Genomic DNA, 12,183 nt, shown 5'->3' on the forward strand with positions numbered 1-12,183 from the left:
TCCTCACAGTCGCGCCCGCAGGCAGGCGCGGTTATTCGTTGATTCGCCGGGCGAGGCTGTTGGCGCTCTCGATCAAGACCCGGCGATAGTCGTTGTAATTGTTCTTGGCATCGGCGCGCGGGGCGACGATGCACAGGGTGCAGATGGCAACGCCTTGAGGGTCTTTGACCGGGGCGGCGAAGCAATGGGTGAAGGTGTCGGCAACACTGTCGAAGGAGAAGAAACCGTCGATGCCGGCCTGACGGATTTCCGCCAGAAACGTTTCCATCGGCAGGCGTTCGCCACCGGGCAGGATGAAGTCGTCGGGGTCGATCAGGTCGCTGATCTGCTGATCGCTCAAGTGCGCCAGCAGCAGACGTCCGGAGGCGGTCCACGGGATCGGCGCGTTTTCGCCGATATCGGAAGAAATGCGGAAATGCCGCTCGCCCTCCTTCATCAGCGCCACCGTGTATTTGCGCCCGTTGAGCAGGCACATTTGCGCGGTTTCCCGGGTCTGGCTGACGATCTCCTGCAAGGCGTGATCGGCCTCGCGACTGAGGTCGAAATGACGCAAATGCGCCTGGCCAAGGAAGTACAGCTGACGACCGAGATAGACGTGACCGTCCTTGCCCACCGGTTCCAGAATTCGTCGTTCGAGCAACGAGGCCACCAGTTCGTAGACCGTGGATTTCGGGCTGCCGATACCGTTGGCGATATCGTTCGGACGCAGTGGCTGGCCGATTTCCTTGAGGAAATCGAGGATATCGAACGCCCGGTCCAGACCGCGTGCCCGGCGCTTGATGGTGTCTTCGGTCATTTCTGTGGTTCCCATAAAAGATGCCGGGATGGTAACTGGCCCTTGGCGTTGTGTCAGTTGGATCGCAGCCCTCACCCCCCGCCCTCTCCCACGGGGAGAAGGAGCCTGATCGCATCGATGCAAATGCCATCGTCTGACACAACAATCTGCATCGATAGAGATCAGTCCCCTCTCCTGGGGGAGAGGGCTAGGGTGAGGGGGCTACGGCCTCAGCAACGCCACATCTCTCAGGCCTTCTTCTTGTACGCAATGCAGTCGATCTCGACCTTGCAGTCGACCATCATGCTCGCCTGCACACAGGCCCGGGCCGGCGCGTGTTCAGGCTTGAAGTACTCGCCGAAGACCTTGTTGAAACTGCTGAAATCCCGCGGATCGTCCAGCCACACGCCGGCACGTACCACGTCTTCCAGGCCATAACCGGCCTCTTCGAGAATAGCGATCAGGTTCTTCATGGTCTGGTGGGTCTGCTCGACGATACCGCCCACAATGATCTCGCCATCCACCGCCGGCACCTGCCCGGAAACATGCAGCCAGCCATCGGCCTCGACAGCGCGGGCGAATGGACGAGGCTGGCCGCCAGCGGCGGTGCTGCCGGTGCCGTAACGAGTAATGCTCATGGGTGTTTCTCCTGATTGAAAAAGTGAAAAGTCAGAACCGCGTGCTTTTGAGAAATTCCGCCAGCCGCGGCGATTGCGGACGCTCGAACAGTTCCTTGGGAGGCCCCTGCTCTTCGATGCGCCCCTGATTCATGAAAACGATCTTGTCCGAGACCTCGAAGGCAAAACGCATTTCGTGGGTCACCAGCAACATGGTCATGCCGTCCTCGGCCAGGCCCTTGATCACGTTCAGCACTTCGCCGACCAGCTCCGGGTCGAGGGCCGAGGTGACTTCGTCGAACAGCATCAGGCTCGGGTTCATCGCAATCGCTCGGGCAATCGCCACGCGCTGCTGCTGACCGCCGGACAACTGACCGGGAAAGTGATTGCGCCGCTCCAGCAGACCGACCCGCTCCAGCCATTTCTCGGCCAGGACCACGGCTTCGTCCTTGTGCATCTTTTTGACTTTCAGCAGGCCGAGCGTGACGTTTTGCAACGCGGTGAGGTGCGGGAACAGGTTGAATTGCTGGAACGCCATGCCGGTCATTGCCCGATGACGGGCGATGACTTTTTCCGGGTGGCGCACGCGCTTGCCGTTGAGTTCGTCATAGCCGATGGATTCACCGTCGAGCAGGATCTGCCCGCCCTGGAACTCCTCGAGCATGTTCACGCAGCGCAGCAGCGTGGTCTTGCCCGAGCCGCTGGAGCCGATCAGTGTCACCACGTTGCCGCGCTGCATGCTCAGATCGACGCCCTTGAGCACTTCGACCGTGCCGTATTGTTTATGGAGGCCACGGATGTCCAGCAAGGGCTGAGCGTTCTGGACGTTGGAAACTTGAGCTTGAGTCATGGCAGGGCCACCCGCTTTTCAATGTGCCGGCCGAGTAATTCGATGCCGTAGTTGATGACGAAGAACAGAAAACCGGCGAACAGGTAAAACTCCAGGGTCATGAACGTCCGGGCGATGATTTGCTGGGTGCTGAGCAACAGCTCGGCCACGCCGATCACCGACAGCAAGGTCGAGGCCTTGACGATTTCCGTGGACGAGTTGACCCAGGTCGGCAGGATCTGCCGCAGCGCCTGAGGCAACAGCACGTAACCGAGGGACTGATAGAACGTCAGGCCGATGGCTTTGCTGGCTTCCATCTGCCCGCGTGGCAACGCCTGCAATGCGCCGCGCACAATCTCGGCGACGTGGGAGCCGCAAAACAGCGTCAGACCCAAGGCACCCGCCTGAAATGCGCTGATCTGCCAGCCGAGCGCCGGCGCCATGTAGAAGCAGGCCAGCACCAGCACGAACACCGGGGTGCCGCGAATCAGGTCGACGTAAAAGCGGAACGGGGCGCGCATCCAGAACTTGCCGTAGGTCAGTACGAGACCGGCAAACACACCGATGACCGTGCCGAACAGAATGGCCAGCGCCGACACCTGCACGCTGGTCAGAAAGCCTTGCCACAAGGCTTCGCGGGCAATCCACAACTCATGCAACCAACTGGGGGATTCGTACATCGCAGCCTCCTATCGGCGAATTGCCAGACGCTGCTCCAGGTAACGCAGCAGCATGGCAATGAGGTAACAGGCCGCGACATACAACGCCGTGGTCACCAGCCAGGTTTCGATCACCCGGTAGCTTTCGACGTTGATCTTGCGCGCGTAATAGGTCAGCTCGGGCACCGCAATCGCAGCGGCCAGCGAGGTGTCCTTGAACAGCGAAATGAAGTTGTTCGACAGCGCCGGCAGCACGTTGCGCAACATCACCGGCACGGTGACGTAGGCCTTCACCTGCCACTCGCCCAGACCAATGGCCAGCCCCGCTTCACGCTGGCCCTTGGGAATGCTCAAAAGGCCACCGCGGAACACTTCGGTCAGGTAGGCCCCGGCATACAGCGACAGGGTGATGATGAACGACGGGATCTTGTCCAGCCGGATCCCCAGGCTCGGCAACGCAAAGTAGATCAACAGAATCAACACCAGAATCGGCGTGTTACGGATCACCGTCACATACACCGATGCCAGCACCCGCAAGGCGCGATGCCTGGACAGCAAGGCAAACGCCATCAGCAGGCCGATCACGCAGCCGATGGCGATCGACACCAGCGCCAGTTCCAGGCCCAGACCGAGCCCCGCCAGCAAGGTGTCGAAATCGCGCCACACGGCGGCAAAGTTCAACTGATAGTTCATGGTCGGCAGTACCTTGAGCGGGGCGCATCAGGGCGCCCCGCTCTCACGGGATCATTTGAATTCGACAGGGAAACCGATGGCGGGCGATGGCAGATCCACGCCGAACCATTGCTTGAACGACGCGGCGTAGGTCGGGAATTCAACGCCGGTCATGGCTTCATGCAGGGTGGTGTTGACGAAGTTCAGCCAGTCCTGATCGCCGCGTTTGACGGCGCACGCGTAGGTCTGCGGGCTCCAGGCGTAGGTCGGGCTGCGGTAGCGGCCAGGGTTCTGCACCATCAGGTATTTGACCGATGACTGGTCAGTGGCGGCAGCATCGGCGCGGCCGGAATTCACTGCCTGATACATCAGATCGACGCTGTCGTACTGATCGACCTTGGCCTTGGGCAGTGCCTGATGCACCAGCTCTTCGGCGTACACGTTCTGCAGCACCGCGACGGTCACGCTGTCGCCGGCGGCCTGCAAGTCTTCGATTTCCTTGTACTTGCTGTTGTTCGGCAGCAGCAGACCGACGCCCTCGCGATAGTAAGGCAAGGTGAACGCCACTTGCTGCGCACGGCTGGCGGTGACGGTGATGAACTGGCAGCTCATGTCGACCTTGTCGGTCAGCAGGTTGGGAATCCGCGCATCGGACGACTGCACCACGAACTCGACCTTGCTCGGGTCATTGAACAGACCTTTGGCCACCATCCGGGCGATGTCGATATCAAAGCCCTGCAACTTGCCGTCCGCGCCCTGGAAGTGCCACGGCGCATTGGTGCTGCCGGTGCCCACAATCAGTTTTCCACGGGCCAGGACGCTGTCGAGCTTGCTGTCGGCCGCCTGGGCCATACCCATGACAGCGGACGAAGCCGCGAGAACAAAAACACACGCTTTGAACAAGGAAGGTCGGCGATGCATGGCAAGCACTCCAGGAAGTTGTTTATTCCGCTATACCGGAACTCGGTTTGTTACTACGGAATAGACAGCAGAAAGTGTGCCACAGGATTCAAGGGGAATCTGCAAAGGATTGAATTGTGTTTTGAATCAAAGGGATGGAAGAAACCTGCGAAACGCTGCAACGAACATTGATTAATCACTTCGCTACTTTGCGCCACACATGGCGGGTATCCGGGCCACATTCTGGTGCGCGATGCACGATTGGGCGCGGGCTGCACCTGTCAACTCTGACAGTTGCGGCAACGGTCGCGACTCCCCTAACGTCGTACTGTCCAGCACATCGAATAAAGGAGGTTCCGATGACGACACCGACTCGATATTCAGCATTGCCTCCGACGTACCGGAAGGTCTTGAAAGCCCGGCGCCTCGTCGTCCTGTATTTCTTCAACGAGCACTGCGGTGCCTGCGTGTCTTCCGGCCCGGTTTTTCTCGAGATCGCCAAGCCCTTTCGGTCATGGATGGATATCTTCATGCTCGATACCGCACAGTCGTGTCGACATCCGGATGTCACGAGCACCCCGACGGTGTTGCTCTACAAGGAAGGCGTTCTGGTCAAAAAACTGAAAGGCATCGGTTCGAAAGAATCCCTCCTTCAAGACTTCACCCAATTCCTCGGCAAAACCCGACACTTCGCTGTACCGCGCAAATCGGCCCATGACCTGAACTGGCTGCGTCACACCCTCCGCACCCTCTGCACCGTCCACCGCGCAAAACGGTGGAACCTTTCCTGAAAGTGCCGTCAGGCCTCACGCACCAGCAACACCCGCGTCACGCGACGCTCTTCGACCGCCATCACGGTCATGCCCCAGCCTTCATGCTCCAGTCGATCACCTTTCATCGGCAGGCGATCCAGCAGGCTCATCACCAGCCCGGCCAAGGTCTGGTAATCCTCGGTCGGCTCGGCGCAAAAACCGGTGTGTTCGCGGATGCGGGTCAGGTTCAACGCACCGTTGACGATGAACCCGCCCTGCTCCTCGACCACATCGGGGCCGGCGATTTCACTGGCGTCCGGCAGTTCACCGGCAATCGATTCGAGAATGTCGGTCATGGTCAATACGCCGACGAAGTCACCGAATTCGTTGACCACAAACGCGATGTGGGTCGACGCCGCACGCATTTGCTCCAACGCATTGAGGATCGAATAGCTGTCCAGCAGATTGACGGTCTTGCGCACCAGGTGTTCAAGGTTCGGCTCGTTGCCGGCCAGATACTCCTTGAGCAGCTCCTTTTTGTGAACGAAGCCCAACGGCTCATCCACCGCACCGTTGCGAATCAACGGCAGACGAGAGTAGGACGAATGCATCAGTCGCGTACGAATCGCCGCAGCGTCGTCCGCCAGATCAATGTGATCGACATCCGCACGGACGGTCATCAGTGTGCGGATTGACCGCTCGGCCAGTTGCAGCACGCCGCTGATCATCACCCGTTCGCGACGGTCGAACAGCTCCGCGCTTGGCGCCTGACCATCGTCCAGCAAGTCGGAAATCTCCTCGCCCACCTCTTCCACCGCCAGTTTACGGCCACCCAACAGACGCATCACCGCGTGCGCCGTACGCTCACGCATCGGGCGCAAGCCTTGCATCGAGCGCTTGCGGCGAGCACGGGCGATCTGGTTGAACACCTCGATCAGGATCGAGAAACCAATCGCGGCGTACAGATAACCTTTCGGGATGTGGAAACCCAGGCCTTCGGCAGTCAGGGCGAAACCGATCATCATCAGGAAGCCCAGGCACAGCATGATCACTGTCGGGTGTGCGTTGACGAAGCGGGTCAGCGGCTTGCTGGCAACGATCATCAGGCCGATGGAAATGATCACCGCAATCATCATCACCGCCAGTTCATCGACCATGCCCACGGCAGTAATCACCGCATCGAGGGAGAACACCGCATCGAGCACGACAATCTGCGCCACGATGGGCCAGAACAGCGCATAAGCGGTGTTGGTCGAACGCTCGCCGACGTGGCCCTCAAGCCGTTCGTGCAGTTCCATGGTCGCCTTGAACAACAGGAACACGCCACCGAATAGCATGATCAGGTCACGGCCGGAGAAGCTCTTGCCGAACACTTCGAACAACGGTGCCGTGAGGGTGACCAGCCAGGAAATACTCGCCAGCAGGCCAAGACGCATGATCAGCGCCAGGCTCAAGCCGATGATTCGCGCACGATCGCGCTGATGCGGCGGCAGCTTGTCCGCCAGGATCGCGATGAACACCAGGTTGTCGATACCCAGCACCAGTTCCAGCACGATCAGTGTCAACAAGCCCAGCCACGCCGTGGGATCCGCTAACCATTCCATATTCTGTCTCTATCTCTCTTCAGTGATTTCAGGCTGCCGGGCACGGCAAAGTGCGGCGCGAAAGCTCAAAGGCTGCGCCATCAACGATAGTCGGGAGTCGGAAGACTGGATGCTGCGAGTGCGTCAAGACCGCGCCATGGCGCGAAGGGAACGTTGTTCTTTGAGTAGAACTGGGAGGCTCCGAGAGGGTATTCATGCAAATCCTGAATGAAAAAAGGCCTTGAAGCGTACAGGCTCAGATGACTTTTCCTACAGCTGGAAATCATTTCAAAATCTGTACGCCTTCGCCGTCGCCTCAGGATTCCGGGTAGATCGCGGCGAGAACCCGTTCGGCATTCGCACCGCAACTCATGCCTTCGGGCCTGGATTGAATACTGTCGATCACCTCCAGCAGCCGCGCCTTGCTTTGGGCCAGATGCTGCTGCATGACTTCGATCTGCTCGACCTTGCGCGTCAGGCCTTCCACCAATTCTTCGTGCTTGAATTCGCCGGTTCCGGCGGCTGGCAGCAACTGCTTGAGTTCTTCCAGGGAAAATCCGGCCTGCTGGGCACTGCGGATAATGTTCAGGGTTTGCAGCACTTGCGGCGGGTAACGCCGGTAGCCATTGCCCAGCCGCTCCACTTTCGGAATCAGGCCCTGGGCCTCGTAGAAGCGAATGCTCGAAGCGCTCAGCCCGCTCCGTTGCGCCAATTCACCGATTTTCATTTCAGCCTCGATTTGCCTGCTTGACATTAAAGTTGACTTTAAGCTTAGCCTTTCTCCATCACTGATGAGGAGTCAAGCAATGTCGCCCTTCCAGATTTTGAAACTGCCCAACGGTCAGACCGTCGGCAACCGTATCGCCAAAGCCGCCATGGAAGAAAACCTCGCCGATCGTGACCAGGCTCCCTCCCGCGAACTGTTTCGCCTGTATCAAGCCTGGGCCGACGGCGGCGCCGGCTTGCTGCTGACCGGTAATGTCATGATCGACCGCCGCGCCATGACCGGCCCTGGTGGCGTGGTGCTCGAAGACGAGCGGCATCTGGACCGTTTCCGTCAATGGGCCGAAATCGCCCGCAGTGGAGGTGCACAAGTCTGGGTTCAGCTCAACCATCCCGGCCGCCAGACCTTCGCCAACATGGGCCAGCAAGCGCTGGCGCCGTCGGCGGTGGCATTGGAAATGGGCTCGTTCTCGAAGCTGTTCGCCGAGCCCAAGCCAATGACCGAGGACGACATCGAAGAAGTCATTCAACGTTTTGCCAAAAGCGCCGCGCTCGCCGAAAAAGCCGGATTCACCGGCGTGCAGATTCACGCTGCCCACGGCTATCTGCTGAGCCAGTTTCTCTCGCCGCTGACCAATCGCCGCACCGACCGCTGGGGGGGTTCGCTGGAAAACCGTGCGCGCCTGCTGCTGTCGGTGATCGAGGCTGTGCGTCAGGCCGTTTCACCACAGTTTTGCGTGGCGGTGAAACTCAACTCCGCGGATTTCCAGCGCGGCGGCTTCGACACGGACGACGCGCGTCAGGTGATCGAATGGCTCAACGAACAGCCAATCGACCTGCTCGAGCTGTCCGGTGGCAGCTACGAAGCGCCGGCGATGCAAGGCGAAGCCCGCGACGGACGCACCCTGGCCCGTGAGGCGTTCTTTCTGGAGATGGCCAGTGAACTGGCCAGAGTGGCCCGCATGCCAGTGATGGTCACCGGCGGTATCCGGCGCCTGCCCATCGTCGAACAAGTGCTCGACAGCGGTATCGCCATGGCCGGCATCGCCACTGCGCTGGCCATCGAACCGAGTCTGGTCAAACACTGGCGCGAAGGCCGCCACAGCGAACCACAACTGCCGCCGATCCGCTGGAAACGCAAACCGCTGGCCGCACTGGCGAACATGGCCGTGGTGCGTTTCCAGATGGCCCGCCTGAGCCGGGGTCGCCAGCCGCATCCCGAAGTGTCGGCACTCTGGGCGCTGATTCGCGACCGGTTGTATCTCAGTCGCCGCACCCGGCAGTACCGTCAGGCAATGGATGTATAAACCCTAGCGTCCGGCAAACCGCAGGCGAGACAGCTGACGCAAATCCCCTTCGACGTAATAGTCGTTGGTCCAGCTGTCATTCGCCGCCAGCGGCTGCACCTGCTTCAACGCCAGTTTTTTCGCGAAATAGCGGAAGCGGTAATGCTCGTAGAAGCGCAGCAGCTCAAGGCCGTAACGGTCCGCCAGTTCGGTGTCGCCGCGAATGATCAGGTAGTTCTCGTCATTACCGTTGCTGGCCGAGGTGCTGAGGTTGTGGCTGCCGCTGATGATGGTCGGGCTGTCGCTGGTGAAGTCGGTGACGATCGCCTTGGTGTGCACCAGCAGGTTGCCCTTCTGGCCTTTCATGTTCTCTTTCAGCCAGCCTTCCAGCCCGGTGTTGAGCAGCGCGGTGGCGGCGAACTCAGCGGTTCGGTCAGCGTGAAACCCGGTGATGCGGCTGACCGTGTTTTGCAGGCCGTAACGCAGGATGTCGTCGTGAGGCTGACCGAGCAATGCGTTGAGAATCGCGTCGGGCAAGGCGAATGCCGTGACGAACAGCACGTCTTTCCTCGCCGCGTTAATGATGTCGACGAACTCGCGCAGATCGGCACCACCACTGCGCGGCGAGAACCCGGCAAACAGCGGTTGCGCCGGGTTCATCGGGTTGTGCTGGGTGATCCAGTCCCGGGCGGCACCGACATCCGCCGGCGTCGCCCAGACCTGCTCGAACGTCTGCAGGTAGCTGGCTGCAATGACCGTGTCGTCCAGCACATGGACCACGTTGGCCTGGCGATACACGCCGTTGGCGGTGAAATTGGTGCTACCGCACAGCACGGCCTGGGGCTGCCGCTCACCGCCAGCGATGCGACTGAGGACGATGAACTTGTCATGGAAAATGTCGTGGGTCACCCGGCCGCGCTTGTTGGCTTCCGGCAGCTTGGCAAGGCTGGCCTCGTTCATCGTGGTGTCTTCGTCACCGGGCTTGGCGTGATACAGCACCCGCACCTGCACACCGCGATCAAACGCCGCGTTCACCGTGTCGATGATGGCTTGCAGTTGATACTCGTAAATCGCAATGTCCAGCGCCCATTGCCCGTCGACGGCTCGCTCGATAAAGCCCTGCAAACGTCCGAGCAGGCCGTTTTCCAGCCATTGCCGCGCAGCGTCGGGCCAGGCTTCGATGGGCATGTTCTTGTTGGCGCTGATCTGTGCATCGAGATCGGGAAACTTGCGCTGGAACGCCTGACTGGCAGCCACGGCGCGGTTGAAGATCACGCTCTGGTTGGTCGGGTGTCCGTCATCCGAGGTAATGCTCAGTTCCAGCGACTCCCCAAGCACCGGCGCGTCGGCAGTGCCGTAGGCCAGGTGCACGCGGTAATGCATGGTTGTGCCCGGATTGACCGCGTAATCGGCCCAGCGAAATTTCTGCAGCGGCGCGATGTCACTGGGCGTGGCGTGAAACTGCGCGAAGGTGTGTTCCTTGCCGGGAAAGGTCAGGCTGTTGAACAGAAACTGCCACGGCCTGTCGCCCTGCTGCTTCTCGATGGCAAACCCCAGCAGGCCTTTGCGGCGGGGTTCGGCAAGATCCATTGCCAGCAGCACGCCGTTGGTGCCGGCGTAAGCCTTTACGCGAAAATCGTCCTGAGGATTGGCAACCAGTACGCGCATGATTCACTCCTTGTGATGTGGGCTGGATGCAGCATAGACCTCAGACAGACAGCAGGTCGTCGATATGCCGGTAATCCGCTTCCAGTGCAGTCGCCAACTGCTTCGCCCTGCCCAGCCTGATCGGCCCGCGTTCGATATCGATCAACAGGCCCGGACAGGCCAGCACCGGCAACCCCGACCATTCTTTCAAGCGCCCATCGGTCAATACCAGTAGACGCTGTTGTTCGGCCGGGAACCGCTTGCGGCGTACCGTCAGCCAGTGCTCGGCCTCGTTCAGCGCCGCCAGCAATGGCGTGCCGCCTCCCGCTCCCAAGTCATCGAGCCACACACGCAGTCCGCTGGAAGCTTTCAAACCCTGCACCTGCCATTTCGGCGCCGCGCCACTGGCAGTCAGCAAGGCGAGCCGCGCCCGTTGCCGGTAAGCATCATCGAACAATTGCGCGAGCACGCCTTTGGCATCGCTCAATGCTTGATGACGTCGGGTCGAGGCCGAGGCATCGACGATCACCAACCACAATTCATGGGGGCTGCGGGTGCGCAGTTGAAACAACAGATCCGCGCGCACTTTCGGGCGGCCATTGAGCAATGTTCCCGGCCAGTTCACCGAACCGCTGCGAGCGGCATGACGTTTGCCCTGTCGACCGTTATCGAGGCGCCCGGCGCGAGGTCTGGCATTCGCCCCCGCGTCGGATCGGGGGCGAATGCCTAAGGCTTTTTTTGTAGGTGTGGCGGCCAGGTCGGGACTTCGCGGCGCACACCGGTGGTGAGGGCCGGCGCCGGCATTTCACCCCATTGCCCCTGCCCTTCACTCGGCTCGAGCTGAGTGCCGGATGGCGATTGAGCCGGTGGTTGTGCATTGGACGAAGACTGTTCCCGGCGACGATGACGCAAGGCAAATTCAGCGACGGCATCGATGTCCTGCTCGCCGATGGCTTCGGCCCCACGCCAGGCCGCATGCGCCCGGGCGGCACGCAGCCAGACCAGATCGGCACGCAAACCGTCAACGCCTGCCGCAAAGCAACGCTCGGTAATCTGTGCCAGCGCTTGATCGTCAAGAGGAATGTTTGCCAACGCATTGCGAGCGTTTTCGCAACGCTCGCGCAGGGCGTGTTGCTCGGTTTCCCACTGCCCGCAGAAAGCCCGCGGGTCGCTGTCGAAATCCAGCCGACGGCGAATGATCTGCCCGCGCTCGACCGGCGCCGTGTGACCGCTCAGGGCGACGTTCAGACCAAAGCGATCGAGCAATTGCGGGCGCAGTTCGCCTTCTTCCGGGTTCATCGTGCCGATCAGCACGAACTTCGCCGAATGCCGATGGGAAATTCCGTCGCGCTCGATCAGGTTGGTGCCGCTGGCGGCGACATCGAGCAACAAGTCCACCAGATGATCCGGCAGCAGATTCACTTCATCGACATACAACACACCGCCGTCAGCCTTGGCCAGTACGCCCGGAGAAAACTGCGCGCGACCGTCGCTCAACGCCGCGTCCAGATCCAGCGTGCCAACCAGCCGCTCTTCCGTCGCCCCCAACGGCAAGGTGACGAACTGACCGCTGGCCAGCAAATCCGCAAGGCCCCGGGCCAGAGTCGACTTGGCCATGCCGCGGGGGCCTTCGATCAGCACGCCGCCGATTTTCGGGTCGATGGCCGTCAGGTACAACGCGAGCTTCAGATCCTCGGCGCCGACCACGGCAGAGAGCGGGAAATGCGGGATGTCAGTCAT

Annotated in this window: 13 protein-coding genes; 2 read left to right on the forward strand and 11 right to left on the reverse strand. The window is 60.6% G+C overall.

Annotated features, from left to right (window positions below):
* Nucleotides 1-31 precede the first annotated feature (31 nt).
* From C6Y56_RS15220 to C6Y56_RS15245, 6 genes are all read right to left on the reverse strand, one after another.
* Nucleotides 32-796: an IclR family transcriptional regulator gene (locus tag C6Y56_RS15220; protein ID WP_085603279.1), complete on the reverse strand. Its 765-nt coding sequence runs from the start codon at nucleotides 794-796 to the stop codon at nucleotides 32-34.
* A gap of 227 nt (nucleotides 797-1,023) precedes the next feature.
* Nucleotides 1,024-1,413 (reverse strand): RidA family protein, encoded by a 390-nt coding sequence (locus C6Y56_RS15225; protein ID WP_007912330.1) that lies wholly within the window; start codon nucleotides 1,411-1,413, stop codon nucleotides 1,024-1,026.
* A gap of 31 nt (nucleotides 1,414-1,444) precedes the next feature.
* Nucleotides 1,445-2,242: an amino acid ABC transporter ATP-binding protein gene (locus tag C6Y56_RS15230; RefSeq protein WP_169430590.1), complete on the reverse strand. Its 798-nt coding sequence runs from the start codon at nucleotides 2,240-2,242 to the stop codon at nucleotides 1,445-1,447.
* Entirely contained in the window at nucleotides 2,239-2,901 is a 663-nt protein-coding gene (locus C6Y56_RS15235) for an amino acid ABC transporter permease (protein ID WP_065260531.1), read from the reverse strand. The genes C6Y56_RS15230 and C6Y56_RS15235 overlap by 4 nt, the downstream gene beginning before the upstream one ends.
* A 9-nt stretch (nucleotides 2,902-2,910) precedes the next feature.
* Entirely contained in the window at nucleotides 2,911-3,573 is a 663-nt protein-coding gene (locus C6Y56_RS15240; RefSeq protein WP_007960243.1) for an amino acid ABC transporter permease, read from the reverse strand.
* A 51-nt stretch (nucleotides 3,574-3,624) separates the two neighbouring features.
* Nucleotides 3,625-4,473 (reverse strand): transporter substrate-binding domain-containing protein, encoded by an 849-nt coding sequence (locus tag C6Y56_RS15245; protein ID WP_085695951.1) that lies wholly within the window; start codon nucleotides 4,471-4,473, stop codon nucleotides 3,625-3,627.
* Between the two features lie 338 nt (nucleotides 4,474-4,811).
* On the opposite strand from C6Y56_RS15245, the gene C6Y56_RS15250 reads away from it, so the two are divergent.
* Nucleotides 4,812-5,243: a thioredoxin family protein gene (locus C6Y56_RS15250; protein ID WP_169430591.1), complete on the forward strand. Its 432-nt coding sequence runs from the start codon at nucleotides 4,812-4,814 to the stop codon at nucleotides 5,241-5,243.
* Between the two features lie 8 nt (nucleotides 5,244-5,251).
* On the opposite strand, the gene C6Y56_RS15255 is transcribed toward C6Y56_RS15250, so the two are convergent.
* Nucleotides 5,252-6,808, reverse strand: coding sequence for a TerC family protein (locus C6Y56_RS15255; protein ID WP_169430592.1), 1,557 nt, complete (start codon nucleotides 6,806-6,808; stop codon nucleotides 5,252-5,254).
* Between the two features lie 295 nt (nucleotides 6,809-7,103).
* Entirely contained in the window at nucleotides 7,104-7,514 is a 411-nt protein-coding gene (locus C6Y56_RS15260) for a MerR family transcriptional regulator (protein WP_169430593.1), read from the reverse strand.
* Nucleotides 7,515-7,593: 79 nt separating this feature from the next.
* On the opposite strand from C6Y56_RS15260, the gene C6Y56_RS15265 reads away from it, so the two are divergent.
* The gene (locus C6Y56_RS15265) at nucleotides 7,594-8,817 is read left to right on the forward strand and encodes an NADH:flavin oxidoreductase/NADH oxidase family protein (protein WP_169430594.1); all 1,224 of its coding nucleotides are present in this window, start codon (nucleotides 7,594-7,596) and stop codon (nucleotides 8,815-8,817) included.
* Between the two features lie 3 nt (nucleotides 8,818-8,820).
* Here the strand turns inward: C6Y56_RS15265 and C6Y56_RS15270 are convergent, their stop codons facing one another.
* Genes C6Y56_RS15270 through C6Y56_RS15280 form a run of 3 tightly spaced genes read right to left on the reverse strand, consistent with a single transcriptional unit; the run spans nucleotide 8,821 to nucleotide 12,183 of the window.
* On the reverse strand, nucleotides 8,821-10,464 hold the full coding sequence (locus tag C6Y56_RS15270; RefSeq protein ID WP_169430595.1) for a phospholipase D-like domain-containing protein: 1,644 nt from the start codon (nucleotides 10,462-10,464) through the stop codon (nucleotides 8,821-8,823).
* A 40-nt stretch (nucleotides 10,465-10,504) separates the two neighbouring features.
* Nucleotides 10,505-11,200, reverse strand: coding sequence for a vWA domain-containing protein (locus C6Y56_RS15275; protein ID WP_249314443.1), 696 nt, complete (start codon nucleotides 11,198-11,200; stop codon nucleotides 10,505-10,507).
* A complete protein-coding gene (locus tag C6Y56_RS15280) occupies nucleotides 11,170-12,183 on the reverse strand; it encodes an ATP-binding protein (RefSeq protein ID WP_169430596.1) in 1,014 nt (337 codons plus the stop codon). Before C6Y56_RS15280 ends, C6Y56_RS15275 begins: the two co-directional genes overlap by 31 nt.

Source organism: Pseudomonas fluorescens (assembly GCF_012974785.1).
Lineage (GTDB): Bacteria > Pseudomonadota > Gammaproteobacteria > Pseudomonadales > Pseudomonadaceae > Aquipseudomonas > Aquipseudomonas fluorescens_BT.

Excerpts from the sequence above, each read along its gene's own strand:
- C6Y56_RS15250 (WP_169430591.1), top strand. The coding sequence starts at position 4,812 with ATGACGACACCGACTCGATATTCAGCATTGCCTCCGACGTACCGGAAG.
- C6Y56_RS15255 (WP_169430592.1), bottom strand. The coding sequence starts at position 6,808 with ATGGAATGGTTAGCGGATCCCACGGCGTGGCTGGGCTTGTTGACACTG.
- C6Y56_RS15230 (WP_169430590.1), bottom strand. The coding sequence starts at position 2,242 with ATGACTCAAGCTCAAGTTTCCAACGTCCAGAACGCTCAGCCCTTGCTG.
- C6Y56_RS15260 (WP_169430593.1), bottom strand. The coding sequence starts at position 7,514 with ATGAAAATCGGTGAATTGGCGCAACGGAGCGGGCTGAGCGCTTCGAGC.
- C6Y56_RS15245 (WP_085695951.1), bottom strand. The coding sequence starts at position 4,473 with ATGCATCGCCGACCTTCCTTGTTCAAAGCGTGTGTTTTTGTTCTCGCG.
- C6Y56_RS15270 (WP_169430595.1), bottom strand. The coding sequence starts at position 10,464 with ATGCGCGTACTGGTTGCCAATCCTCAGGACGATTTTCGCGTAAAGGCT.
- C6Y56_RS15220 (WP_085603279.1), bottom strand. The coding sequence starts at position 796 with ATGACCGAAGACACCATCAAGCGCCGGGCACGCGGTCTGGACCGGGCG.
- C6Y56_RS15225 (WP_007912330.1), bottom strand. The coding sequence starts at position 1,413 with ATGAGCATTACTCGTTACGGCACCGGCAGCACCGCCGCTGGCGGCCAG.
- C6Y56_RS15265 (WP_169430594.1), top strand. The coding sequence starts at position 7,594 with ATGTCGCCCTTCCAGATTTTGAAACTGCCCAACGGTCAGACCGTCGGC.
- C6Y56_RS15235 (WP_065260531.1), bottom strand. The coding sequence starts at position 2,901 with ATGTACGAATCCCCCAGTTGGTTGCATGAGTTGTGGATTGCCCGCGAA.
- C6Y56_RS15240 (WP_007960243.1), bottom strand. The coding sequence starts at position 3,573 with ATGAACTATCAGTTGAACTTTGCCGCCGTGTGGCGCGATTTCGACACC.
- C6Y56_RS15280 (WP_169430596.1), bottom strand. The coding sequence starts at position 12,183 with ATGACTGACATCCCGCATTTCCCGCTCTCTGCCGTGGTCGGCGCCGAG.